Here is a 24,623-nt window from a genome sequence, read left to right as displayed (position 1 = left end):
CGGAAGGCGGAGCGAACCGCCGCTCTTCCTTGAGGAGGTTGGCCAGGCTCTCGTTGCTCACGACATCTCCCATTCTCAGGGCGTCCGTTGTGCCCCAGCCCATAGCTCACCAGCCGGACGCCCAAGTGACAAGGCCTTCCCGATTATTGGTTTAGACCTCTCGCCCCGATGGGTGAATCCCGGTCATGCACGCCCCGGACCGACCGGGCCGGGTGCGGACGCCCGGCCGGCACAGGAACGGTCACAGCCCGGGTGAGCAGCCCGTATCCCGCCCGGCCCGGGTACAGCAGGGACAAACAGACCGGACCTGTCCCGGGCGGGCAGGCAGGTCGGCAGGTGGGCAGGTGCACGGGCCATTGAACGGACAGGCGGACAGGCGGACAGGCGGACGCGGCCGGGATGAGGCAGGCCGGGCACGCCACGGACGAACAGTACGGTCGGGGACTCGGCCCCACGGCGGAGTCCACCCACCATCACGGCCCACCCCTCCCGAAGGTTCACCTCTTGGGCACACGGGTGCGCCCTGCCCGTCCGTCGCCTGGACTGCCCACCGTGCGGGATGCGCCTCTTCCCCGGCCGGCCGACAGCCGAGCCGCACTGGTGCCTGTGTCGCCGGTGCCGCCGACGGTCCTGGCGCGCGCCTGTGATGGGGCCGGTGCCGCGCGCGTGGTGGCTTTTGTGCCCGCGCCGTCTGCGCCGACGCTGACGCCGAGTGGTGCCGCCCGTGCCGCTGCCGTCCACACGCTGCCGCTTTGTGCCTGCCGCGTGCGTGGTGGTGCCGGGCCGTCTGCGCCGGTGCCGTCTGTGCCCGCGCCGGCGCTGCGCGTGGCCCCGCGGCGCCACGCGGGCGGACCCGAGCCCGAAGCCGGCCCGAGCCCGAGGTGCCGGCCCGAGCCCGAAATGCCGGCCCGAGCAGTGGCTGCCCGGGGCTGGCCCGCGCCCCGCCCTTGCCGGGTCTGGGCTGCGCCGCGCCCTCGCCGCGCCTGTGGTCGGCTGACGCCCGGGGGTGCGGCTGTGCTGCACCTGCCCGAGCCGGCCCTGCTCATGTGCGACGACCGTACTTCGCGCCGCTGTGCCCTCGGGCCCGGAACCAGGCTCGTTCGCGAGGCGCTGCCTGGCCCGAGGCGGGCGCCTGGCCCGGCGCCCGCCTGACGCGCTCTGTCACCCCGCCCGGCGAGTGAGGTGGTGGGCCGGCTCGCGCTCAGTGGGTGCTTGTCCGCGCGAGCACGGGCCACCTGGCGTCCCGGCAGCCTGGGCACGTACCGGACTCCCGGCTCCGGCATGCGGCCCACCGAGATGGTCGCGCGCCTGCGGCACCGGTCAGACAGGACACCGCAGCGGCCCCGTGCTCCCAGCCCCGGCAAATGAGACGTCGCCTCTGTCCCAGATGCGCTGGGCACCGTATCGGACCCGCGCCCGTCGTCCAGGCGTATCGGGGTCGGCACCGGACGGATCCGGTCGCAGTCGAGGGAATCGCTGTCGCCGCGTCCTGCATCCATCGCCACCAGGCGGAGCCGGTCAGGCGCTGGCTGTCTCCTCTGCCCTCGGCCGGTCCGTCGTCGGGGTCACGCGGTGGAACAGTTCGTTCACCTCCCCCGCCCCTGTCAGCAGGTACGCCTGCGCCTCGCCCACGTGGAAGTACATGCCGTGCAGCTCCAGCGATCCCTCGGCCAGCCGCCGTGCCACGCACTCATGGGCCCTCAGGTTGTCGAGCTGCTGCACCACGTTCGTGAGACACAGCTGCTCCACCGTGTCCGCCGGCAGCCGTCCGGACAAGCGCGCCCATCCTTGTTCCCCGCTTCTGAGCCGCTCCAGACTCGGCTGCCCGTGTCGCAGCCAGCGCCCCAGCGGTGTCGGTGCGGCCGAGGGCGGGTTCGCCAGCAGGGCCTGCATGGCTCCGCAGCCGGAGTGCCCGCACACCGTGATGGAGCGGACCCGGAGTACCTCCACCGCGTACTCGATCGCCGCGGCCACCGAGTCGTCCCCGCTCTCCTCACCGGGCGGCGGCACCAGGTTCCCGACATTCCGCACGGTGAACAGGTCGCCCGGCCCGCTGGCCGTGATCATGCTGGTGACCAGCCGGGAGTCGGCGCAGGTCAGGAAGAGCTGCGAGGGGCGCTGCCCCTCCCGGGCGAGTCTCGCCAGCTCCTCCCGCACGAGCGGCGCAGTGTTCCGCTGGAACGAGCTGAGCCCGCTGGCGAGCTGATGCCCCGTCGTGCGCTCAGGCACAGCGGGATGCTCCCCGCAGTGGTGGTTCCGCCACGCAGTCCACGGGCGGCAGCAGCTGTGCGCTCCGGAGGCGGGGTCCGTGATCCGGCTCCCGGACCGGCCGGTCAGCCGCACCGTTCCCCCGCGCATCCGGTGTGCCACCTGCCAGTCGTGCAATGCCTCATAGGCGGCGTGGTCCATGAACGACCCGTCCAGCTCGATCACCGCATCGGTGCCCTCCGGCACCTGGTGCAGCACCCGGCTCAGCCGCGGTACGGCCAGGAACGTCAGCTGTCCGCGCACCCGTACATGCTCGGCACCGTCACGCGTCTCCCGGGTGATCCGCGTCCTGGCCAGCCGGTTGAGTGCGACGGCGACGGCCACGAGAATGCCGATGGCCACGCCCTGGAGAACCCCGATCAGCACGACACCGCCGAGGGTCGCTGCGTAGACGAGTGCTTCGCGATGCCGGGTGACGCTGCGGATGTGAGTGATGCTCACCATCTGGATGCCGACGACCATGACGAGCGCCGCCAGGGACGGCAGCGGGATCCGATTGATCAGGGGGACGAACAGAAACGCTGCGAGTGTCACCCAGATGCCATGGAGGATGGCCGAGTTGCGGCTCACTGCTCCGGCTGTCACGTTCGCCACGCTCCGAACCGCGACGCCTGCCACGGGGAGTCCGCCGAGGGCTCCGGAGGCGATGTTCGCGGTACCCAGGCCGGCGAGCTCCCGGTCGAGGTTCGACCGTGGCGCGGCAGCTCCGGAACCCTTGCGGCTCGTCACGAGCTTGTCGATGGCCACGGCTGACAGCAGCGACTGGACGCTGGTCACCAGCATGATGGTCAGGACCCCTGCCGCGATCCCCAGCGCGGGGCCCTCGGGGAGGCCCGGCAGCGCGTGACTGCTCCAGGAGGGCAGGTCCACACGCGGCACCGGCAGCCCGAACGACAGGGCTGTGACGCTGGCTGCCGCCACGGCGGCGAGCGCGGCGGGAATCTTGCGGGCGAGCCGTCCGACGCGGCCAGGGATCCGGGGCCAGGCCAGGAGCACGAGGACGGTCAGAGCGCTTACCGACAGAGCTGCCAGGTGCGGATCGATCAACTGGGCGGGCAGTTCGAGGACGTTGTCCACCGCGGAGCTCTGGGGCGTGCCGCCCAGCACGATGTGGAGCTGGGCCAGGGCGATGGTCACGCCGATGCCGGCCAGCATGCCGTGCACGATGGCGGGGGACACCGCGAGTGCCGACCTGGCCACCCGGAGGGTCGACAGCGCCAGTTGGGTGATCCCGGCCAGGACCGTGATGGCACAGGTCGTACGCCATCCGTACCGCTGGATCAGTTCGGCCGTCACGACCGTCAGCCCCGCCGCAGGTCCGCTCACCTGAAGCGGCGCGCCGCCGAGCCGCCCGACGACGATGCCGCCGACGGCGGCGGCCACCAGCCCCGCCTGGAGCGGCGCACCGGTCGCCAGGGCGATGCCCAGAGACAGGGGAAGCGCGATGAGGAACACGGAGATCGAGGCCGACACATCGGCCCCGGCGACCCGGAACCGGCGTTGCCGCGCGGGCGGCGGTCCATGCTCCCGGGGCTCGGCCGGACGGTCGGCGCTCTTCGTGTGGTGGGGAACGCAAGCGGTCATGGTGCCCATCTCCTCCGAGGTGCGGTCGCGGGCGGAGCCGATCACCGCCGGGCGACGTCAACTGATGGGATTGTCAACTCTCGGTAAATGAATCGTAATGGAGAGTAAAGAGATCGGCATTACATTCGGTGCAAATGGTTCAGAGGTTCACCTATAGAGGTGATTAGTAATTTTTTCCAGCACGGCATACCGCCGAGCCTCCCGCCGTGATGCGACGTTGACGGCCCGGCACAGGCACCCGAAGTACAGGAGGGCGGGTCGATGACGGCCGTCAGGAAGAGGATTACCGTCAGCGCTGTCGCGGCAGCGCTGATCGGAGGGCTCGCCGGATGCGCGGACTCCGGCAGCGCCCGGAACAGCGAGGGCGCCCTGGGGCCCGGCGAGGCGGCAGGGCCTCCCAAGGGCGCTGTGAAGAACCCCGTCCGCCTCATCGGTGACGGCTCGACGTCGTTCACCGGACCCCAGCCGGGGCTGAGCAGCCCGGAGCGGCTGAAACCCGGTCAGCGGCCGCCTCAGTTCGTCGTCTTCTCCTGGGACGGCGCCGGTGAGGACAGCCAGAAGCTCTTCTCGCACTTCCGCGGTGTCGCCAGGAAATACGGGGTCACCATGACGTACTTCCTCAGCGGCGTGTACGTGCTGCCGGAGGAGAAGGCATCCCTCTACAACCCGCCAGGCCACCGCCAGGGCGCCTCCGACATCGGCTTCAACGACATCGAGGGCATCCGCGACACCGTGCGGGAGCTGCGCGCCGCCTGGCTGGAGGGAAACGAGGTCGGCACCCACTTCAACGGTCACTTCTGCGGGCCGGAACGCGGTGTCGGCACCTGGTCCGTGGAGGACTGGAAGAGCGAGATCGCCCAGGCCAAGTCCTTCGTGAAGAACTGGAGAACGAACTCCGGCCTGGTGGCCGAGAAACCGCTGCCGTTCGACTACGACAAGGAACTCATCGGCGCCCGGACTCCCTGCCTCGAAGGTCGGCAGAACTTCAGGAAGGCCGCTGCGGAGCTGGGCTGGCGCTACGACACCAGCGGTGTCAACAACCAGGTCTGGCCCGGCAGGAAGGAGGGCCTGTGGGACCTGTCCATGCAGCTCGTCCCCATCCCGGGTCGGGACTTCGAGACACTGTCCATGGACTACAACTTCGCCGTCAATCAGTCGGGGAAGACCCTCCACGGCGACCCGGCCATGCACAGGTACTGGGGAAACCAGATGCGCGACGGGCTGATCCAGGCTTTCAACCGCTCGTACCGGGGCAACCGTGCGCCGCTCATCATCGGGAACCACTTCGAGTCCTGGAACGGTGGCACGTACATGCGGGCCATTGAAGAAACGATTGCGCACGTCTGCGTCCAGGCTGACGTGCGTTGTGTGTCGTTCCGGCAGCTGGCCGACTGGCTGGATGTCCAGGACCCGGCGGTGCTGGCGAAGCTGCGCACCCTGAAGGTGGGCGAGGCGCCGCCCGGGGGCTGGGCGAGCTTCCTCGCCCCCCGGCCTCAGGCCGGATCCGGCGCTTCCGCCGCGCCGGGTGTGGCCGCGGGGGCGCGGCGTCCTCAGGAGAGCTGAGGCGCGGGCTCCCGCAGGACGAAGGCGGGGTCGACCTGCTCGGCCAGGTCGGCACCCGCCTTCGCGCTGCCCCAGCTGTGTGCGTTCCTGAGGTGGAAGTGCACCATCTGCCGCGTGTAGCGCTCCCAGTCGCGCTGCTCGTACGTGTCGTCCACCGTGGCCTTCAGTACGTCCAGGGCCGCGTGGACCTCCGGCTCCACCGCACCGAACGGGGCCGGCCTGCCCTTCTCGGCGGCACGCACCCAGTCCGAGTGGCCCACCGTCGTCAGCAGGTCGTCGCCGATCTCGCCACGCAGGAAGTCCAGGTCGTCCCGCCCCTGGACCTTGTTGCCGACGACCCGGAGGGGGACGCCGAAGTCCCGGGCGTACTCCTTGTACTGGCGGTATACGGACACTCCCTTCCGCGTCGGCTCCGCCACCAGGTACGTCATGTCGAACCGGGTGAACAGCCCCGAGGCGAACGAGTCGGCGCCGGCTGTCATGTCGACGACCACGTACTCGTCCGCGCCGTCCACCAGGTGGTTCAGATACAGCTCGACCGCTCCGACCTTCGAGTGGTAGCAGGCCACACCCAGATCGGCCTCGGTGAACGGCCCCGTCACCATCAGTCCGGCCTCGCCGCCGTCCAGCCGGATCGTCCGCGCGCACGCGGCGTGGACCGGATCGTCCCCTCGGACCCGGAGCAGCCGCGACCCCTCGCCCGGTGGAGTCGTCTTGATCATCCTGTCGGCGGAGGCGATCCGGGGGTTCGTACCTCGCAGATACTCCTTGATCAGCGGCATCCGGGCACCCATCGAGGGAAGCCCTGCCGCCTCCTCCTCGTCCAGGCCGAGCGCGGCGCCCAGGTGCTGGTTGATGTCCGCGTCGATCGCGGCGACGGGGGCTCCGGCCGCTGCCAGACGGCGGATGAAGAGTGAGGACAGCGTCGTCTTGCCGCTCCCACCCTTTCCAACGAAAGCGATCTTCATGTTCACCTAGGGTAGCGGGTCGGCTGCGTCACGTTGTCTCTATGAAGAAGGCCACTCGGGAGCGCTGTGGCGAGAGAGGGGCGCGTAGCCTCGTTACCTATGAGTACGCATGCCGCCGACCCGCTGGCCACCCTGGGTGAGCTCCCGGGTGTGCCTGATGCCGTCGAGTCCGTTCGCAAGGCTGTGGACCGGGTCTACGGACACCGCGTGATGCGGCGCCGCAGCAACGAGATCTCCTCCGAGGCCGCTCTGCGCGGCGCCCGCGCCTCGGCTGCGCTCTCCGGAGCCGACTGGGCACTCGAAGAGGTGCGCAGGCGCAGCGACTTCGGTGTCGAATCCGAGGCCAGGACCGTCGGTGCCGCCCTGCGGCTGGGTGCCGAGGCGGGGCAGCTGCTGTCCATCTGGCGCCAGTCGCCGCTGCGCGTGCTGGCCCGGCTCCATCTGGTGGCGGTGGGGGATCCCGGCGACTCGGTGGGAAGGCCTCGCCAGGACGGCGAGAACGTCGACGAGCCGCTGGTCGAGGCGCCGCTGCCCGGCGCCGCCGAGGTGGCCGGTCGACTGGACGGTCTGGCCGGTCTGGTGGTCACGGGCAGCGCGGCCCCGGCCTTGGTGACGGCCGCGGTGGTGCACGGCGAGATTCTCGCGCTGCGTCCCTTCACCTCGTACAACGGCCTCGTGGCGCGGACGGCCGAGCGCATCGTGCTGATCGGCAGCGGGCTCGACCCCAAGGCCGTCTGTCCGGCCGAGGTCGGCCATGCCGAACTGGGGCGGGCCGCCTACGTCGCGGCGTTCGGGGGTTATCTCTCCGGTACGCCCGAGGGCATGGCCCAGTGGATCGCGCACTGCGGGCGGGCCGTCGAGCTGGGCGTTCGAGAGTCGACGGCCGTCTGTGAGGCGCTTCAGCGCGGCGCGGCCTGACGTCCAGCGCGGCTGGACGTCCGCATCCGGTGGCCGGACAGGGTTGCGGCGGTGCCGAAGACGGCACCGCCGCTGGCACATCGGCCAGAGTTACCAAGCGTCCTCGATATGTGCCCATCAGGCGGGGAACTTTGCCCGGCGCCTGGTGCGGCTGGCCCGTAATCGACGGGTCGACGTCGCGTGGGTGCTCAGCTTCTGTGCGGTTCGGTCCGTGGGGCCTTCTTGCTCAACAGGTGATCCTCTCGGATGTCCTCCGGTCTCGCGGGCCGTAACTCCTTTGTACTCCGGAGCGCCGGGATGGGAAAGCCCTGGTCGGCGTTCTTTGCTTTCAGGGGCACACGCGGGTACCCCGGGCAGTGGTGGTCGCGGCGGCGACTGCACCCGCAGCTCCGGCCGCCTTCGCTGACGCCGAATGCCTGCGTCTGCTGGCATACCAGACCAGTCCGGCCGTCGCCGCCGCGGCGCCGACTGCTGCCGCCGCCACCAGGGCCGGGCGCGGGGGCAGCGAGAACGACGGCAGCCGCTGCTTGAGTCGTACCGGACGACTGAAGACGAGAGTCGGCCATTCCCGGGCGGCGGCCTCGCGGCGCAGAGCGCGGTCGGGGTTGACCGCGTGCGGGTACCCGACAGCCTCCAGCATCGGAACGTCGGTGGCGGAGTCACTGTAGGCGTAGCAGCGCGCCAGGTCGTACCCCTCGGACGCGGCGAGCTCCCGGACCGCCTCGGCCTTGGTCGGGCCGTAGGCGTAGTACTCCACCTCGCCCGTGTAGCAGCCGTCGTCACCGACGACCATCCGGGTGGCCACCACGCGATCCGCTCCCAGGAGTTCCCCGATCGGCTCGACCACCTCGGCGCCCGAGGTGGACACGATCACCACGTCCCGGCCGGCCGCGTGGTGCTCCTCGATGAGCGACGCGGCCTCGTCGTAGATGATCGGATCGATCAGATCGTGCAGCGTCTCCGCGACCAGTTCCCTGACCTGCTGGACGTTCCAGCCCTTGCAGAGCCCGGAGAGATACGCGCGCATCCGCTCCATCTGGTCGTGGTCGGCGCCGCCCGCCAGGAAGACGAACTGCGTGTACGCGGTGCGCAGTGCGGCGCGGCGGCTGATCAGACCGCCCTGGTAGAAGGACTTGCTGAAGGTCAGCGTCGATGACTTGGCAATGACGGTCTTGTCCAGGTCGAAGAACGCTGCCGTGCGGGGCGAGGAGTGGTTTTCCACATGCCTGAGCATAGGTGCCCGCCATTCGGCGTACGCTGAGGTGTGTGGGTTTGCCTGAGAGGGCTCTCGGGTACACCATGGAAGTCACGGATCGTTCGCGACCGTGCTAACCCGGACCGGCTCCTCCCCCCCCCCCCGAGCCGGCCGGAGAAGACGACCCCCGCTCTCCCCCCCGGCGGGGGTCGTCGCATGTCCAGAGGGGTTTTCATCTGCCGCTTGTGGCGTGCCGAGTTCATCTCCGCCCCCTTCGTCCGATGTCGGCAGGATGCGCGGCCCTGAGGCGTGCATCACTCAGAGTAGCCGCTGCGCTGCGTAGCGGAAGTCGCTGGTATGGGCGACGGGGATATTCACAAGCGGTGAGTTGTCCACAGCTTTTGCCCAAGATCCACTTTATTTCCGGAACCCCGTCACCGTGATTCCGAACGGCTGGGCCGCAGCGCCGGGAATCACTGATCTCCGGACAGCCCCGGCGTGCGGGCATCGCCCCGCGGCGGCACACGGCCGAGGACACGGCACGCCCTTCCCTGTGCGCTCCGCACGCGGACGGGCGCGGCAGACGGAAGAGGGGGACGGGACCCATGAACGGAACCATCACAACCGACCCGGACGGCATGCCGGGTGCCGACGACCGCACACCGTTCGTCGAGGGACACAGGGCCGCTCCGCTGATCGTGACGGACGACGCGGAGCTGCTCGACGACCTGCTCAGGCTGTCGGCCGCGGCAGGTGCGCAGCCGGACGTGCACCACTCGGCGCCCGTCGGAAAGGCGGCCTGGGACACAGCGCCCCTGGTGCTGGTCGGGGCCGACGCGGCCGTCCGCTGCCGGGGTATGACCCGCAGACACGGCGTCCTGCTGATCGCCCGCGACCTGGACGATCCGGATCTGTGGCGGCGCGCGGTGGAAATCGGAGCCGACGACGTCTCGCGTATTCCCGACGCGGAGAGCCGGATCGTCGGCCGCATCGCGGACGTGACCGAGGGAGCGGGACGGCAGGCACTGACCGTCGGGGTCCTGGGCGGTCGGGGCGGGGCCGGAGCGTCCACCCTCGCCTGCGCCCTCGCCGTCAGTGCCGCGCGGACCGGCCTGCGCACGGTACTGGTCGACGGCGATCCTCTCGGCGGCGGCCTTGACGTCCTGCTCGGCGGTGAGCAAGCCGAAGGGGCGCGGTGGCCGGAACTCGCCTCAGCCGAGGGACGCGTCGCCGGTACGGCCCTGGAGGAGTCTCTGCCGTTGCTCCACGGGGTGCGCGTGCTGAGCTGGGACCGGGGCACCACCGCGGCGGTTCCGGCGGAGGCGATGCGGTCCGTGCTCGCCGCCGCCCGGCGGCGTGGCGGCATCGTGCTCGCGGACCTGCCCCGGCGGATCGACGAGGTCAGCGTGGAAGCGCTCGCCCAGCTCGACATGGGTCTGCTCGTCGTGCCCGGCGAGCTGCGCGCGATCGCGGCCGCCAAACGGATGGCCGCGATGGCGGGGACAGTGCTCGGGGACCTGCGGGTCATCGCGCGCGGCCCCTATACCGCCGGCATCGACGAGACATGGGTGGCTCGCGCGCTGGGACTGCCGCTCGCCGGTGAACTGCCCACGGAGCCGCGGCTTCTGGCGGCACTCGACGACGGTCGGCCGCCCGGAGACAGCGCGTCCAGCCCCCTGGGCCGTTTCTGTACGGCCTTCTGGAAGCGCGCGCTCGCGGACCGCGGAGCCGGAAGCGGTACCGAGCCCGGACCCGGGAGCGCAGCCGGAGCTGGTTGCGGGACCGGGGCGGCCATGGCCGAGAGCACGGCCGGGATCGCCTGGGGCGGTGCCTCATGACCACCGCGCTGCTCGACGCCGTACGGCAGCGGCTTGCGGAGAGCGGTACGGAACCGACGCCCGCAGGTGTCGCGGCGGCGCTGCGGGCCCAGGGCAAACTGCTCGGTGACGCCCAGGTCCTCGGCGTCACCGCGCAGTTGCGGGGCGAGCTGGTAGGCACCGGGCCTCTTGAGGGCCTGCTGGCCGACCCGGCGGTGACCGACGTTCTCGTATCGGCGCCCGACCGTGTGTGGGTGGACCGGGGCGACGGGCTCGAGCTGTCAGCCGTCACGTTCCCGGACGCGACGGCCGTCCGTCGGCTGGCGCAGCGGCTCGCGGCCGTGGCGGGCCGCCGCCTGGACGACGCGCGTCCCTGGGCGGATGCCCGCCTGCCCGACGGCACACGGATGCACGCGGTACTGCCGCCGGTCGCCGTGGGTTCCACCTGTCTGTCGCTGCGGGTGGTGCGCCCCCGGGCCTTCACCCTCGACGAACTCGTCACGGCGGGCACCGTGCCCCCGGGTGGTGACCTGCTCCTGCGCGCGCTGGTCGAGTCCCGGGTGTCGTACCTGATCAGTGGCGGCACGGGCTCGGGCAAGACAACGCTGCTCTCCGCGATGCTCGGGCTCGTGGGGCGGCGGGAGCGGATCGTGCTGGCCGAGGACTCGGCGGAACTGCGTCCGGACCACCCGCACGTGGTGCGACTTGAGGCCCGCCCGCCCAACCAGGAGGGAGCGGGCAGCGTGACCCTCAAGGACCTGGTGCGCCAGGCGTTGCGGATGCGTCCGGACCGGCTCGTCGTGGGGGAGGTCAGAGGCGCGGAAGTGGCCGACCTGCTGGCCGCCCTGAACACGGGTCACGAAGGAGGCTCCGGCACTGTCCACGCCAACACGGCCGCCGATGTGCCGGCCCGGCTGGAGGCCCTGGGCATGGCCGCCGGTCTTGATCGCGGAGCGCTGCACAGCCAGTTGGCGGCGGGCCTCTCCACCGTGGTGCACCTGGTGCGAACCCCGCACGGGCGGCGCCGCGTGGCCGAGGTGCACGTCCTGGAGCGTCGCCCTGACGGCCTCGTGGCCACTGTGCCCGCCCTGCGCTGGGCACCTGACGGCTTCGCACGGGAACCGGGTTGGGAGCGGCTGCGGGCGCTTCTCGGGGGCGAGCCGTGGTGACGGGACAGCCGCTGTACGCGGCGGCGTTCTGTGCGGGAGTGCTGGCCTGGCTCTGTGCCGGGGACAGCCGGGCCGCGCGCAGGGGACGGATGCTCGTCGCCGGAGGCACGGTGATGGGGGCACGCCCCGGCGGGCCGCGAACCGGGACGGCCGGGCCCCGGCCCGGGGCCCTGGCTGGGGCCTGCTCAACGGCATGGGCGCGGGTGCGCGGCCGGGCGCGGCGCGAGTGGCTGTGCCTGGCTGTGGCGCTGGCGCTCGCGCTGCTCGGTGAGTCACTGCTGCCGCTGCTCGCGGGTGCCGCCGCCCTGCCTCTGGTGCGCCGGCGGCTGCGGGCCGGAGAGCGGCACAGGGAACGGGACCGGCGGGAGGGCGCGGTGATCGCCCTGTGCGGGGCGGTCGCGGGTGAGCTGAGGGCCGGCGCCCAGCCCGGCGCGGCGCTGCGGTTCGGGGCCCGCGCAACGGGAGCGCTGGGTACCGAGGAGGCCGCGGTCCTGGCGGCCGCGCGCTTCGGCGGCGATGTGCCGGGGGCGCTGCGCCGGGCCGCTCGTGGGGACGGTGCGGACGGCCTGGCCGGGCTGGCGGCGTGCTGGCAGGTGGCCGTCGACGGCGGCGCGGGTCTGGCCGCCGGGCTGCAGCGGCTGGAGGACGCGCTGCGGGACCGCCGTGAGCAACGGGAGCGGCTGCGAGCCCAGTTGTCCGGTACCTGGGCGACAGTCGTGCTGCTCGCGGTGCTTCCCCTCGCGGGGCTCGGGATGGGGGCGGCGCTCGGCGCGCAGCCTCTGAGAGTGCTGCTGCACACGCCCGCGGGTCTGGTCTGCCTGGCGCTCGGCGTGGCGCTGGAGGCCGCAGGCCTGTGGTGGGCGGGGCGGATCGTGCGGGCCGGTGAGGGGACATGAGCGGCGAGTCCGGCCATCAGGTGTGGTGGGTCGTGCTTCTTGTGGTCGCCGTGTGGGCGGTCCGGTCTCTGGAGCGCGAGCGTCGGGTGCGACATGCCCGCACACGGCTGAGAGGGCTTGCGTCCCGCGGGCGGGTGGCCGAGCGGGGGCGGTGGAGGTGGCGTGTGCCGTCGGCGCGGTCCGCACGGTGGCTGGGGCCGACGGTGGCGCTGGTCCTCGGGTGGGCCCTGTTCGGGGGCTTCCTGGGCTGCGTGACCGGTGCCGCCGGGGCTCTGGGTGTACGGCGCTGGCAGCGGCGCCCGCGCCCCGACGCCGCCCGTCTGGAGGCGGAACGGAGGCTGCCGCTCGCGGCGGAACTCCTCGCGGCGTGCCTGTCCGCCGGGGCGGGGCCCCGCGAGGCCGCCGAGGCGGTGGGCAGATCGCTGGGCGGCCCCGTGGGCGACCGCCTGACAAGGGCGGCGGCCGAGCTGGCGCTGGGGGGTGACCCCGTGGAGACCTGGGGCCGGTTCGGGGAGCTGCCGGGGGCGCGGCCGCTGGCCCGCTGTCTGGAACGGGCGGGCGCGTCAGGTGCTCCGGCCGCCGGACCCGTGGCCGGGCTGGCCGCCGGGCTCAGGGCCGACCGGGCGAGAACGGCGACGGCCCGGGCCCAGCGGGCTCAGGTGCTGATCACCGCCCCTGTGGGGCTGTGCTTCCTGCCGGCCTTCCTGGCGGTAGGGGTGGCGCCGGTCGTGATCGGACTGGCGACCCGGCTCCTGTGAACGGAGCACGAACGGTACGGGACATATGAGACAAGGGAGCTGTCATGTGGCGGTATGTGAGGGAAACACGGCTGTGGGCACGGGGCCGTTGGGGCCGGGCCCGGGAGGCGTTGCGCGGAGTGGCGGGCGCCTGGAGGAACGACGCGGGGATGAACACGGCCGAGTACGCCATGGGCACCATCGCAGCCTGTGCGTTCGCGGCGGTCCTGTACAAGGTCGTGACGAGCGACGCCGTATCGGCCGGGGTTCAAGGGGTGATCGGCAGGGCGCTCGATGCTCCGTTCTGAGGTCGACCACGCGAGTCGGGGGCGGTGCCGCCCGGCGGCAGACCGGGGATCTGTCACGGCGGAGGCGGCCATGGCCGTTCCGGCGCTGCTGGTGTTCGCTCTGGTGCTGCTGTGGGGCCTGGCCGCCGCGGCTGCGCACCTCCAGTGCGTGGACGCGGCCAGAGCCGGGGCGCGGGCGGCGGCGCGGTCGGAGCCCGAGGGGGCGGTGGTGGACGCGGCTCAAGCTGCGGCCCCGGAGGGAGCGCGGGTCGATCTGCGGCGGGACGGGGACCTGTGGCGGGTGCGCGTGGAGGCTCCGGCACCGGGTCCGGTCTCCTGGACGCTGACACTCCGGTCGGAGGCGGTGGCCCTGGCGGAGGACACGGTGGGCACGGACCTGGCGGTGACCTCGTGAACGCGGGCTTCCCGGGGCAGGCCCCACGGAGCCGATGGCTCCGGCCGACGTGGTGGAAGGGGAGGCCCTGGCGGGCCCGGCAGACCCGGTGGCGTCGGCCGGTCGGGCAAACCCGGTGGCGGAGGGACCGGGGGTCGGCCACAGTGTGGGCGGCGGTCACCGCGGGAGCGCTGTGCTGCGTCTTCGCGGCGGTGCTGGGCCTGGGGCAGGCGGTGGCCGCTCGGCACCGAGCGGGCGGAGCAGCCGACCTGGCCGCCCTCGCCGCGGCCGACCGGGCACTGGAGGGGGAGGGCCCGGCCTGTGAGGCCGCCGCCCGGGTCGCCGGGGCACAGCGCGCCGACCTGGTCCGGTGCGCTGTGCGCGGGGAGATCGCTGAGGTGACGGCGCGCGTCCGGCTCGGCCCGTACACCGTGCACGGCCGGGCAAGGGCCGGCCCACCGGCCATGGAGACGCATGGTCCGGGGCCTCCGGCGCCCTGACCTCGTATCGGAACTCCAACTTGCCCCGTCCGGCGATCGAAGGCGAGTGCCGTCCAGGCGTTGAGATGCGAGATCCGGAGTGGAGCACGTGTCGCGGCATTCGCCGCGCGCTCAGTCTCCCGACGAGGGATCCTCCGGAGCGCCCCGGAGGAGTTCGGTGAGGAGACGGACGGCGCCTCGCTTGTGCAGGGGGTCGTTGCCGTTGCCGCACTTCGGGGACTGGATGCAGGACGGGCAGCCCGCGTCGCACTCGCAGGACGCGATGGCCTCGCGGGTGGCGGTGAGCCAGGCGCGGGCGGTGTGGAAGGCGCGCTCCGCGAAGCCGGCGCCCCCGGGGTGGCCGTCGTACACGAACACGGTCGGCAACAGGGTGTCCGGGTGGAGCGGCACGGACACACCGCCGATGTCCCAGCGGTCGCACGTGGCGAACAGCGGCAGGAGCCCGATCGAGGCGTGCTCGGCGGCGTGCAGCGCGCCACCCAGCTGCTCCGGGTTCACACGGGCGGCGTCCAGCTGGTCCTCGGTGACCGTCCACCACACGGCACGGGTGCGCAGGGTGCGCGGCGGGAGGTCCAGTTTGGTCTCGCCCAGGACCTCGCCTGTGATGAGACGACGACGAAGGAAGGAGACGACCTGGTTGGTGACCTCGACAGAGCCGTAGCAGAGCCGGCCTTCCCCCCAGGGGACCGTGGTGTCGGTGTCCAGAACAGAGATGGAGGTGGTGTCACGGGCGGTGGTCGAATAGGGCGGGGTGGCTTCCTCGACCAGTGCGACCGAATCCTTGAGGTCCAGTTCCCGTACGAGATAGGTGCGGCCCTGATGGAGGTGCACGGCGCCTTCGTGGACCGTGGCGTGCGCGGCGGACGCGTCGACCGTGCCGAGCAGCCGCCCGGTGGCCGCCTCCACGACCCGTACGGGGCTGCCGCCCTCGCCCCGGATGTCGGTGAGGTCGGCGGCACGCTCCCGGCGCGTCCAGTACCAGCCGGAGGCTCGCTGCCGCAGCAGGCGGGCGGCCTCGAGCTGGGGCAGCAGGGCGGGGGCAGCCGGGCCGAACAGGTCCAGGTCGCTGTCGGTCAGGGGAAGCTCGGCCGCCGCCGCGCACAGGTGGGGGGCAAGGACGTACGGGTTGTCCGGGTCCAGCACCGTCGACTCCACGGGCCGCTGGAACAGTGCCTCCGGGTGGTGGACCAGGTACGTGTCCAGCGGGTCGTCTCGGGCCACCAGGACGGCCAGGGCGCCCTGGCCCGAGCGGCCGGCGCGGCCCGCCTGCTGCCACAGCGAGGCGCGAGTGCCCGGGTACCCGGCGATCAGGACCGCGTCCAGGCCGGACACGTCGATGCCCAGCTCCAGCGCGGTGGTCGCGGACATGCCGAGCAGCTCGCCGGAGTGCAGGGCCCGCTCCAGGGAACGGCGCTCCTCCGGCAGGTAGCCGCCCCGGTAGGCGGCGACCCGGCGGGCGAGGGAGCGGTCGACTTCGGCCAGGCGTTCCTGGGCGATCACCGAGATCAGCTCGGCGCCGCGCCGGGAGCGGACGAAGGCGACGGAGCGTACACCCTGCACGGTCAGGTCGGTGAGCAGATCGGCGGTCTCGGCGGTGGCGGTGCGGCGGACCGGGGCACCGTGCTCGCCGTGCAGTTCGGTGAGGGGCGGTTCCCAGAGTGCGAAGACCAGCTCGCCGCGCGGTGAGGCGTCGTCGGCCACCTCCTGGACGGGCAGTCCGGTGAGGCGGCCCGCGGCGGCTGCGGGCTCGGCGGCGGTGGCCGAGGCGAGCAGGAACACGGGATCGGACCCGTACCGGGCGCACAGACGGCGCAGGCGGCGCAGCACCTGGGCGACGTGCGAGCCGAACACGCCGCGGTACGTGTGGCATTCGTCGACGACGACGAACCGCAGCGCGCGCAGGAAGGAGGACCAGCGCGGGTGGGACGGGAGTATGCCCCGGTGCAGCATGTCGGGATTGGTCAGCACGTAGTTGGCGTACTGACGGACCCACTCACGTTCCTCCACGGGCGTGTCGCCGTCGTACACGGCCGGGCGGATCCGGGTGCCCAGCGGGGCGGCGAGGTCCTTCACGGCGCGCCGCTGGTCGGCGGCGAGCGCCTTCGTCGGGGCCAGGTACAGCGCGGTCGTGCCCCGGCCGTTGGGTGCCTCGGAGCCGTCCAGCAGCGTGGACAGGACGGGGGAGAGATAGGCGAGTGACTTGCCGGAGGCCGTGCCGGTGGCGATGACCACGGACTCGCCGTCCAGGGCGTGCTCGGCGGCAGCCGCCTGATGGGCCCACGGGTGGTCGATCCCCGCCCGGTGAATGGCGTTGATCACTTCTGGTCGGATGCGATCGGGCCAGAGGGCATGCCGTCCCTCTCTCGGGGGCAGGTGCTCCGTATGAGTGATGCGCGCAGCCCGGTTCGCACCCGCGGTGAGCCGGTCGAGGACGGTGCCGGGGGAGGGGTGGCTCACCCCGCTCTCGGCGGGGCGACTGGGGCGCTGATTCCTGGCCATCGGCACCGAGTGTGTCACTGGCATGACGGACAATGCTCCCAAGGCGTCGTGCATGCCTGCTGGTAAGTGATTGAATGCCATCGCGGCTGGCGAACCGTCCCCAGGCTCCGTCGGGGAACCCCGGGGGGCGACCGCTCGATAGCAAGGTGCTGGAGGATCCGTGGACCTGTCCCTGTCGACTCGCAATGTGTCCGGTCCTGGCGGCGACCGCACGGTCGTCGAGGTCGGTGGCGAGATTGATGTGTATACCGCGCCCAAGCTGCGCGAGCAGTTGGTCGAGCTGGTGAACGACGGCAGCTACCACCTGGTCGTCGACATGGAGGGCGTGGACTTCCTCGACTCGACCGGCCTCGGCGTGCTCGTGGGCGGTCTGAAGCGTGTTCGTGCCCATGAGGGTTCGCTCCGCCTGGTGTGCAACCAGGAGCGCATTCTCAAGCATCTTCCGGATCACGGGCCTGACCAAGGTGTTCCCGATTCACACGACCGTCGACGAGGCTGTCGCGGCCACCGACTGACCGACCTGATCGGCTCCGTCCGGCCGGGGTGACCGACCCCGGTCGGCGTGACTCGGTCGGCCGGTCCGTCGGGCGGTCCCTTCGGTGCGCCGTTCACCCTCTGGATGCCCGGCGGCCGCGCTGGCCGGGCGACCGGCCGGTGGGCCGGGGCGACGGTGCTGCTGTGGCGCGGCCCGTGGGCCTCGTGTGATCGGCGGCCACCAGGTCGGCCGACGGCAGTCGTCGTTGCGTCCCGGGCCCTCGGCCCTGAGCCTCTGGCTCAGGATCCTCGGGTTCGGGGCAGGCAGGGTCGTCCGCCGTGGCCCGAAAGGGGCCGTACAGGCCCCACACCCGGGTCGCTTCGTATCGTCAGGCCTGCGGGCTCGGCCGCGGTGCCCGGCAGATCGGCTCCACGCCCGGGTGACCGGAAGGTCAGCCGGACGCTCCGGGCGCTCCCGGGGGTCCGGAGAAACGGCGGAGGCGCCGGGTGCCCGGCCCGGTCCTCCGAGAACCACGCTCGTAAGCCCGAGGGGGACAGCATGGCCACCGTGGAACTCCGCATCAGTGCCCAGCCCGAGCACGTCAGGACCGCCCGGCTGGTGGCGGCGGCCGTGGCGCGCATGGCCGGGGTCGACGAAGCCGTGCTGGACGAGGTCCGGCTCGCCGTCGGTGAGGCCTGCTCCCGGGCCGTCGGGCTGCACCGCAGCAACCACATCACCGCCCCCGTCCGTGTCCTGCTGACCGAGGAGGAGAAGACCTTCTCCATCGAGGTCGGGGACGAGGTGCCCGGCCCGGGGACCGTGGCCGGCGGCACGACCGCCGACGCGGGCGGCCCCGCCGGGGTCCCGGGTGCGCGCGAGGGCGTCCCGCACGCGGACGCTGACGACGCGGAGGGGGAGGACGAGATGGGGCTCGCGGTGATCAGCGGACTCGTCGACGATGTGGAGGTGTCCGCCGGGGACCGGGGCGGTGTCATTCGGATGAGCTGGCCCAGGACGGGTTCCACCGAGCGCCGGTGACCGTTCCCGGCTGGCGGAGAACCCTTGCAGGTAATCCCGTCGAAGACCCGCCGATGCCTTGCTGAGCAGGTTCTTCTTGTTTCCGAGTGGCCGAATGCGGATTTCTTCCGGGTATTCCTCAGATCTTCCGCCCGGAGTCACCCCGTCCGCGCCGGTACCGCTTTCGGGTGTATCCCGCTCGTCCGCCCGTTTGCCGAGCTGTGCATCACGGCTGATTCTTTGAAGCGTGTCGTCTCTCGCCGCCGCGGTGCTCACCTCCGAGAACCGGATCATCGTGATCGTCATCGCGGGGGTGGCGCTGCTCGCCCTGGTGGTCGCCCAGGTGCTGGTGCGGCAGGTGCTCGCCGCGGGCGAGGGCACCGACCGGATGAAGAAGATCGCGGCAGCCGTGCAGGAGGGCGCGAACGCCTATCTGTCCCGGCAGTTGCGCACGATCGCGGTCTTCGCCGTCGTCGTGTTCTTCCTTCTGATGCTGCTGCCTGCCGACAACTGGTCGCAGCGTGCGGGGCGTTCGCTCTTCTTCCTCGTCGGCGCGCTTTTCTCCGCCGTCACCGGATACATCGGTATGCGGCTCGCCGTCCGCAGCAATGTGCGGGTCGCCGCTGCCGCGCGCGAAGCCACGCCGGGCCCCGGGGAGCCGGAGAGGGACCTGACGGACGTCGCGCACAAGGCCATGAAGATCGCCTTCCGGACCGGTGGCGTCGTCGGCATGTTCACCGTCGGTCTCGGTCTGCTCGGGGCGTCCTGCGTCGTCCTCGTCTACGCGGCCGACGCGCCCAAGGTCCTGGAGGGCTTCGGGCTGGGCGCCGCGCTCATCGCCATGTTCATGAGGGTCGGCGGCGGCATCTTCACCAAGGCCGCCGACGTCGGTGCCGACCTCGTCGGCAAGGTCGAGAAGGGCATCCCCGAGGACGACCCGCGCAACGCCGCGACCATCGCCGACAACGTCGGTGACAACGTGGGCGACTGCGCCGGGATGGCCGCCGACCTCTTCGAGTCGTACGCCGTGACGCTCGTCGCCGCGCTGATCCTCGGCAAGGCGGCCTTCGGGGACCTCGGGCTCGCCTTTCCTCTGATGGTCCCGGCGATCGGTGTCGTCACCGCGATGATCGGCGTGTTCGCGGTCGCGCCGCGCCGTGCCGACCGCAGCGGGATGAGCGCCGTCAACCGTGGCTTCTTCCTCTCCGCCGTGATCTCACTCGCCCTCGTCGCCGTCGCCGCCTTCGTCTACCTGCCCTCCTCGTACGCCGAGCTGGCGGGGGTCAGCGACGAGGCCGTACGGACCCACGCCGGCGACCCGCGGGTGCTCGCCCTCGTCGCGGTCGCTCTCGGGATCGTCCTGGCGGCGCTGATCCAGCAGCTCACGGGCTACTTCACCGAACCCGGCCGACGCCCCGTGCGGGACATCGGCAAGTCCTCCCTGACCGGGCCGGCCACCGTGATCCTGGCAGGCGTCTCCCTCGGCCTCGAGTCCGCCGTCTACACCGCCCTGCTGATCGGGCTCGCCGTGTACGGGGCGTTCCTGCTGGGCGGTACGTCGATCATGCTGGCACTGTTCGCCGTAGCGCTGGCCGGAACCGGGCTGCTCACCACCGTCGGCGTGATCGTCGCCATGGACACGTTCGGCCCGGTGTCGGACAACGCCCAGGGAATCGCGGAGATGTCCGGCGACGTCCAGGGCGCCGGGGCCCAGGTCCTCACCGACCTCGACGCCGTCGGCAACACCACGAAGGCGATCACCAAGGGCATCGCCATCGCCACGGCCGTCCTCGCGGCCTCCGCGCTCTTCGGCTCGTACCGTGACGCCATCGCCACCGCCGTCTCGGACGTCGGCGCCCAGGCCACAGAGCTGACGCTCAGCATGGACATCTCCCAGCCCAACAATCTCGTCGGCCTGGTCCTCGGCGCCGCCGTCGTCTTCCTCTTCTCCGGGCTGGCCATCAACGCCGTGTCGCGCTCCGCCGGGTCCGTCGTGTACGAGGTGCGGCGCCAGTTCCGGGAGCACCCCGGGATCATGGACTACAGCGAGAAACCGGAGTACGGGCGCGTCGTCGACATCTGCACCAGGGACGCCCTGCGCGAGCTGGCCACGCCGGGTCTGCTCGCCGTACTGGCGCCGATCACGGTCGGGTTCACGCTCGGGGTCGGGGCGCTCGGCGCGTACCTCGCGGGCGCCATCGGTACCGGCATCCTGATGGCGATCTTCCTGGCCAACTCGGGTGGTGCCTGGGACAACGCCAAGAAGCTCGTCGAGGACGGCCACCACGGCGGCAAGGGCAGCGACGCCCACGCCGCCACCGTGATCGGTGACACGGTCGGGGACCCGTTCAAGGACACCGCGGGCCCGGCCATCAACCCGCTGCTCAAGGTCATGAACCTGGTGGCGTTGCTGATCGCGCCCGCCGTCGTGCGGTTCGGCTACGGGGACGACGCGAGCCCCGGGGTACGGGCGGTGGTGGCGGCGGTGGCGATCACGGTGATCGTCGCGGCGGTGTACGCCTCCAAGCGGCGGACGGTGGCCGGGGGCGACGACGATGACGACGCGCCACCCGGAGAGGGTCTGCTGAGAGTGGGACGGTGATCGCGGCCCGGTGAAGTGGAGCGGTCGGCCGGGCTCTCGGTGCGGTACGGATGAGGGGGTGAGGGAGAAGGGAGTGTGAGGGGTGGGTGAGGGGCGGGTGAGCCTTGTCTCTCTTGGTGCGAATGGCTGCAAAAGCTTACGGAACGGTCGCGCGACACGCGGGTGTCGCCCACTTGGCGTGTATGTTCCGGGGCCGAGAGCCTTGGAAGGGACCAATCCGGTGAACAAGAAGCTTGCAGCCGCACTGTCCGGCGGTGCGGTGCTGGTGCTCGCGCTGTCGGGCTGTAGCGACGACGGCGACGACGGCAAGGTGGATGCCTGGGCGAAGGCGTTCTGTGACCAGGCCCAACCTCAGTTCCAGAAGCGGGCCGATGCCCAGCAGGCCATCATCTCGACCCACGCGGACAGCAAGCCCGCCGAGGTCCAGAAGGCCGACTCGAAGGCGTTCCAGGACATCGCGGACACGCAGAAGGCGCTGGCCAAGGCCGTGGAGAGCGGCGGTGTCCCGCCGATCGAGAACGGCGAGCAGCTTCAGAAGGACGCGGTCAAGGAGCTGAACGCCACGGCGACGGCGTACGAGGGGCTGCGCAAGCAGGTCGACGCTCTGGACCCCAAGGACCAGCAGAAGTTCGCTGACGGGCTGCAGGACGTCGCGGTCGGCCTGAAGAAGATCGAGAAGATGAACCAGGACGCGCTGGGCAAGCTGCAGTCCGGTGAGCTGCGCGACGCGATGGCCAAGCAGCCCGGCTGTCAGAGGGCCACGCCGTCCCCCGTGCCGACGGCGTCGGCCAGCCCGGCTGCGGGTGCGGGCGCGTCGTCGCCGGCGGCCAAGCCGTCCGGTTCGGCCTCTGCGTCGGTGTCTGCGTCTGCGTCGTCGAGCGGCAAGCCCGAGTAGGCGTTCGGCCCGGCAGGTGTGAGTGATGGCCCGGCTGTCCACAGGAAGTTGTCCACAGGAAGCCGGGCCGTCTCGTGCGTTGCGGGTGGTGGCGGTCACAATGAGCAGGTGAGTACGACCAGCCAGATCACCGGCCTTCCTCTGACCGACCACGCCGACCGCCTCCGTGAGGCCTTCCTCGCCGTCGGTTTCACCGCCGACGGGCTGCTTGAGAGGCTCGGCGCGTCGGCCTACGCCGCCCTCGCCCGCAGCGAGACGGTGCCCGCCCTGCGTGCCACCCGCGGGGACGGGGTGCTGGACACGCTCGTACGGCTCTTCCTCCTCCAGCAGTCGGTGCCGGTCGAGCGGGCGCGCGCGGCTCTTCCGCTGGACGAGGCGCTTGAAGACGGGTGGGTGATACGGGCCGGGGACACGGACGCGTTCGTACGGGCCGCCGTGGACGTCCGGCCGTACGGCGGGCCACAGGGTCAGGACTGGTACATCGTCTCGGACCTGGGCTGCGCCGTGGGCGGCGCGAGCGGGGCGGGCGGCAAGGGCGAGGGCGTGGTCCTGGGAGTCGGCGGCGCGTCCACCACGCTCGCCGGGATCACCGTACGGACACCGGTCGGGGCGGCGCTGGACATCGGCACGGGCAGCGGCATCCAGGCCCTGCACGCCACACAGCACGCCACGCGGGTGACGGCGACCGATCTGAACCCGCGGGCGCTGGAGTTCACCCGGCTGACGCTCGCCCTCTCCGGGGAGTCGCAGGCCGATCTGCGGGTCGGCTCTCTGTTCGAGCCGGTGGGTTCGGCGACGTACGACCTGATCGTGTCCAACCCGCCGTTCGTCATCTCACCTGGGGCGCGGCTGACCTACCGCGACGGGGGAATGAGCGGTGACGACCTGTGCCGCACGCTCGTCCAGCAGTCCGGGGAGCGGCTCAACGAAGGGGGGTACGCGCAGTTTCTGGCCAACTGGGAGCACGTCGAGGGGGAGGACTGGAAGGAGCGGGTCCGCGCGTGGGTGCCGCGCGGCTGCGACGCGTGGATCATTCAGCGGGAGGTCCAGGACGTCACGCAGTACGCGGAGTTGTGGCTCAGGGACGCGGGTGACCACCGCGAGGCTCCGGAGGAGTACGCGGCGCGGTACGAGGCGTGGCTGGACGAGTTCGAGGCGCGTAAGACCCATGCGGTCGGGTTCGGCTGGATCACGCTGCGCAAGTCGGGCGCCGAGGCGCCGTCGGTCGTCATCGAGGAGTGGCCGCACCCGGTCGAGCAGCCGCTCGGCGACACGGTCCTGGCGCACTTCGCGCGGCAGGACTACCTGCGGGTACGGGACGACGCGGCCCTGCTGGCCGACCGGTTCGTGCTCGCGCCGGAGGTGGTGCAGGAACAGGTCGGCCTGCCGGGGGCGGAGGACCCGGAGCATGTGATCCTGCGCCAGAACCGCGGCATACGGCGGGCCACGAAGGTCGACACGGTCGGCGCGGGCTTCGCGGGGGTCTGCGACGGCACGCTCACGGCGGGCCGCATCCTGGACGCGATCGCCCAGCTGATGGGCGAGGACCCGGTGGTCCTGCGCGACCGCACGCCCCAGGCGATCCGCCTCCTGGTGGAGGAGGGCTTTCTGATCCCGGCGCCCCAGCCCACGAACCCGGCGTCCCAGGGCGCCTGACCGCTTCGCCGTCCGGCCCTCCGCGTGCCGGGGCCGACTCCTGACCGCCGTGCCCCGGGGGCCGCGGCCCCCGGCCGCCGGTCGGGCCCACCTCTCCGCCCGCCCCGTCCCGTGGTGGCTCGGACGCCGGGATGCGTGCTGAGAGGGCCACGGCATCGGGGTCCGGCGGCCGGGCGGAACGGCCCCGGGCCCCGACCACTCCTGGTCTCCTCGGCCCCGGTCCCCTCGACCCCAGCCCGTCGGCCTCCGGGGATCCATCGGAGGCCGAGCCCAGCGACGGCGCATCCAGCACTCGCGGCGCCCATCCGGGCCTCGCCCGACTGGCCCTGGCCTGGCGGTCGCCTCCCCGCGGCCAACTGCGCGGGCCGCCCGCCTCCGGACCGCCCGCCTCCGGACCGCCCGCGCCCGCTGCCGGGCCGCCCGCCTCCGGGACCGCCCGCGCCCCGCCGGGCAGCGGGGCCCTCCACTCCGCCTGCCCGTCACTCCGCCGGGAGCCGCAACCCGGCCCCGCGCCCCAATGCCCCCGTCCCCTCAGGCACCGGACGCCCGGGCCCGCCCCCTCGGGCACCGTGTTCGGCCCCCGCCCCGCCCGCGGCCTCAAGGTCGGAACCGGGCAGTCGGGCAAGCCGGGCCGGGTCCTCGCCCGCCCGGCCCCTCGGGTCCCGGCGGTGCCCCAGGAGCCCGGGCACCTGGGACCGCGGGGCTGCCCGGTCCCGGAGCCCGGCCCCCGGTAGCCGGACAGGCTGACCGGGTGGGGACAGGCGTGTCGTTCACCTGCAATTCGCGCTCCCGACGCCGGGAGGTGCCAGCCTCGGCTTCGGGGGACGCGCGCCCGCCGCCATGTGCGGCGGCCGACGGCGCCCATGACGCGGATCACGGAGGGAACGGGGTGCGGGGCATGGAGAGCGGACCAGCCATCTTCGCGGGCACGGCGTTCACAGTGTTCGGGGCCGGACTGCTGGTGTGGACCGCAGCCCGGGTGCGGCACCGGTCCCCGGTCGCCCATGGTGTGAACCCGGCGGTGGCCGTCACTTTCGCGACGGCCTTCGGCGCCGCGTTCCTCGCCCTCGGGGTGTGGTGCTTCGGCCGGATCTGACCGGTGGCGGCCCCTGCGCGAGGCGGTACGGCGAACCCTGGCGATCTATAGGCGGAACGGGGGCCTCCGGGGCTCGGGAGGACTCCG

The 24,623-nt window shown here is 72.3% G+C and carries 18 protein-coding genes and 1 pseudogene; 15 read left to right on the top strand and 4 right to left on the bottom strand.

Going from position 1 to position 24,623, the window contains the following annotated elements; genetic code table 11:
* Nucleotides 1–1,518: 1,518 nt before the first annotated feature.
* On the bottom strand, nt 1,519–3,852 hold the full coding sequence (locus I3F58_RS18615) for a bifunctional SulP family inorganic anion transporter/carbonic anhydrase (protein WP_240109752.1): 2,334 nt from the start codon (nt 3,850–3,852) through the stop codon (nt 1,519–1,521).
* Nucleotides 3,853–4,113: 261 nt separating this feature from the next.
* On the opposite strand from I3F58_RS18615, the gene I3F58_RS18610 reads away from it, so the two are divergent.
* On the top strand, nt 4,114–5,415 hold the full coding sequence (locus I3F58_RS18610; protein ID WP_240109751.1) for a hypothetical protein: 1,302 nt from the start codon (nt 4,114–4,116) through the stop codon (nt 5,413–5,415).
* Here I3F58_RS18610 and I3F58_RS18605 read toward each other — a convergent pair.
* Nucleotides 5,403–6,383: an ATP-binding protein gene (locus I3F58_RS18605; protein WP_240109750.1), complete on the bottom strand. Its 981-nt coding sequence runs from the start codon at nt 6,381–6,383 to the stop codon at nt 5,403–5,405. The two genes, I3F58_RS18610 and I3F58_RS18605, sit on opposite strands and share 13 nt — an antisense overlap.
* Nucleotides 6,384–6,482: 99 nt before the next feature.
* On the opposite strand from I3F58_RS18605, the gene I3F58_RS18600 reads away from it, so the two are divergent.
* Complete coding sequence (locus I3F58_RS18600) at nt 6,483–7,301, top strand: oxidoreductase (protein ID WP_240109749.1); 819 nt, start codon at nt 6,483–6,485, stop codon at nt 7,299–7,301.
* A gap of 328 nt (nt 7,302–7,629) precedes the next feature.
* On the opposite strand, the gene I3F58_RS18595 is transcribed toward I3F58_RS18600, so the two are convergent.
* Nucleotides 7,630–8,535 (bottom strand): HAD-IB family hydrolase, encoded by a 906-nt coding sequence (locus tag I3F58_RS18595; protein WP_240109748.1) that lies wholly within the window; start codon nt 8,533–8,535, stop codon nt 7,630–7,632.
* Between the two features lie 599 nt (nt 8,536–9,134).
* On the opposite strand from I3F58_RS18595, the gene ssd reads away from it, so the two are divergent.
* The 7 genes from ssd (at nt 9,135) to I3F58_RS18560 (ending at nt 14,296) form a co-directional block, all read left to right on the top strand.
* Nucleotides 9,135–10,334, top strand: coding sequence for a septum site-determining protein Ssd (gene ssd / locus I3F58_RS18590; RefSeq protein WP_240109755.1), 1,200 nt, complete (start codon nt 9,135–9,137; stop codon nt 10,332–10,334).
* Complete coding sequence (locus tag I3F58_RS18585; RefSeq protein ID WP_240109747.1) at nt 10,331–11,482, top strand: TadA family conjugal transfer-associated ATPase; 1,152 nt, start codon at nt 10,331–10,333, stop codon at nt 11,480–11,482. Before ssd ends, I3F58_RS18585 begins: the two co-directional genes overlap by 4 nt.
* The gene (locus tag I3F58_RS18580) at nt 11,476–12,378 is read left to right on the top strand and encodes a type II secretion system F family protein (RefSeq protein ID WP_240109746.1); all 903 of its coding nucleotides are present in this window, start codon (nt 11,476–11,478) and stop codon (nt 12,376–12,378) included. The genes I3F58_RS18585 and I3F58_RS18580 overlap by 7 nt, the downstream gene beginning before the upstream one ends.
* Entirely contained in the window at nt 12,375–13,136 is a 762-nt protein-coding gene (locus I3F58_RS18575; RefSeq protein WP_240109745.1) for a type II secretion system F family protein, read from the top strand. Before I3F58_RS18580 ends, I3F58_RS18575 begins: the two co-directional genes overlap by 4 nt.
* Before the next feature lie 44 nt (nt 13,137–13,180).
* A complete protein-coding gene (locus I3F58_RS29430) occupies nt 13,181–13,423 on the top strand; it encodes a DUF4244 domain-containing protein (protein ID WP_275678667.1) in 243 nt (80 codons plus the stop codon).
* Nucleotides 13,424–13,493: 70 nt separating this feature from the next.
* The gene (locus tag I3F58_RS18565) at nt 13,494–13,817 is read left to right on the top strand and encodes a TadE family type IV pilus minor pilin (protein ID WP_308355039.1); all 324 of its coding nucleotides are present in this window, start codon (nt 13,494–13,496) and stop codon (nt 13,815–13,817) included.
* 143 nt (nt 13,818–13,960) lie between these two features.
* Entirely contained in the window at nt 13,961–14,296 is a 336-nt protein-coding gene (locus I3F58_RS18560; RefSeq protein WP_240109754.1) for an Rv3654c family TadE-like protein, read from the top strand.
* Between the two features lie 111 nt (nt 14,297–14,407).
* On the opposite strand, the gene I3F58_RS18555 is transcribed toward I3F58_RS18560, so the two are convergent.
* Nucleotides 14,408–16,876, bottom strand: coding sequence for a DEAD/DEAH box helicase (locus I3F58_RS18555; protein ID WP_240109742.1), 2,469 nt, complete (start codon nt 16,874–16,876; stop codon nt 14,408–14,410).
* Between the two features lie 79 nt (nt 16,877–16,955).
* Here I3F58_RS18555 and I3F58_RS18550 point away from each other — a divergent pair.
* From I3F58_RS18550 to I3F58_RS18525, 6 genes and pseudogenes are all read left to right on the top strand, one after another.
* Nucleotides 16,956–17,310 (top strand): annotated as a pseudogene (locus I3F58_RS18550) (STAS domain-containing protein).
* Nucleotides 17,311–17,828: 518 nt separating this feature from the next.
* A complete protein-coding gene (locus tag I3F58_RS18545; RefSeq protein WP_240109741.1) occupies nt 17,829–18,308 on the top strand; it encodes an ATP-binding protein in 480 nt (159 codons plus the stop codon).
* Between the two features lie 226 nt (nt 18,309–18,534).
* Nucleotides 18,535–20,889, top strand: coding sequence for a sodium-translocating pyrophosphatase (locus I3F58_RS18540; RefSeq protein ID WP_240109740.1), 2,355 nt, complete (start codon nt 18,535–18,537; stop codon nt 20,887–20,889).
* Between the two features lie 220 nt (nt 20,890–21,109).
* A complete protein-coding gene (locus I3F58_RS18535) occupies nt 21,110–21,784 on the top strand; it encodes a small secreted protein (protein ID WP_240109739.1) in 675 nt (224 codons plus the stop codon).
* A 108-nt stretch (nt 21,785–21,892) separates the two neighbouring features.
* Nucleotides 21,893–23,440, top strand: coding sequence for a methyltransferase (locus I3F58_RS18530; protein ID WP_240109738.1), 1,548 nt, complete (start codon nt 21,893–21,895; stop codon nt 23,438–23,440).
* A gap of 898 nt (nt 23,441–24,338) precedes the next feature.
* Nucleotides 24,339–24,536, top strand: coding sequence for a hypothetical protein (locus I3F58_RS18525; protein WP_240109737.1), 198 nt, complete (start codon nt 24,339–24,341; stop codon nt 24,534–24,536).
* Nucleotides 24,537–24,623: the final 87 nt, after the last annotated feature.

The organism is Streptomyces sp. MUM 203J (genome assembly GCF_022414595.1).
Lineage (GTDB): Bacteria > Actinomycetota > Actinomycetes > Streptomycetales > Streptomycetaceae > Streptomyces.
Note: the sequence above shows the minus strand (reverse complement) of the source record. Positions and strands in the feature narration are given on the sequence as shown.

Bases quoted from the DNA above. Each gene is read 5' to 3' on its own strand.
- I3F58_RS18615 (WP_240109752.1), bottom strand. From the start codon at position 3,852: ATGACCGCTTGCGTTCCCCACCACACGAAGAGCGCCGACCGTCCGGCC.
- I3F58_RS18610 (WP_240109751.1), top strand. From the start codon at position 4,114: ATGACGGCCGTCAGGAAGAGGATTACCGTCAGCGCTGTCGCGGCAGCG.
- I3F58_RS18605 (WP_240109750.1), bottom strand. From the start codon at position 6,383: ATGAAGATCGCTTTCGTTGGAAAGGGTGGGAGCGGCAAGACGACGCTG.
- I3F58_RS18600 (WP_240109749.1), top strand. From the start codon at position 6,483: ATGAGTACGCATGCCGCCGACCCGCTGGCCACCCTGGGTGAGCTCCCG.
- I3F58_RS18595 (WP_240109748.1), bottom strand. From the start codon at position 8,535: ATGCTCAGGCATGTGGAAAACCACTCCTCGCCCCGCACGGCAGCGTTC.
- ssd (WP_240109755.1), top strand. From the start codon at position 9,135: ATGCCGGGTGCCGACGACCGCACACCGTTCGTCGAGGGACACAGGGCC.
- I3F58_RS18585 (WP_240109747.1), top strand. From the start codon at position 10,331: ATGACCACCGCGCTGCTCGACGCCGTACGGCAGCGGCTTGCGGAGAGC.
- I3F58_RS18575 (WP_240109745.1), top strand. From the start codon at position 12,375: ATGAGCGGCGAGTCCGGCCATCAGGTGTGGTGGGTCGTGCTTCTTGTG.
- I3F58_RS29430 (WP_275678667.1), top strand. From the start codon at position 13,181: ATGTGGCGGTATGTGAGGGAAACACGGCTGTGGGCACGGGGCCGTTGG.
- I3F58_RS18565 (WP_308355039.1), top strand. From the start codon at position 13,494: ATGGCCGTTCCGGCGCTGCTGGTGTTCGCTCTGGTGCTGCTGTGGGGC.
- I3F58_RS18555 (WP_240109742.1), bottom strand. From the start codon at position 16,876: ATGGCATTCAATCACTTACCAGCAGGCATGCACGACGCCTTGGGAGCA.
- I3F58_RS18545 (WP_240109741.1), top strand. From the start codon at position 17,829: ATGGCCACCGTGGAACTCCGCATCAGTGCCCAGCCCGAGCACGTCAGG.
- I3F58_RS18525 (WP_240109737.1), top strand. From the start codon at position 24,339: ATGGAGAGCGGACCAGCCATCTTCGCGGGCACGGCGTTCACAGTGTTC.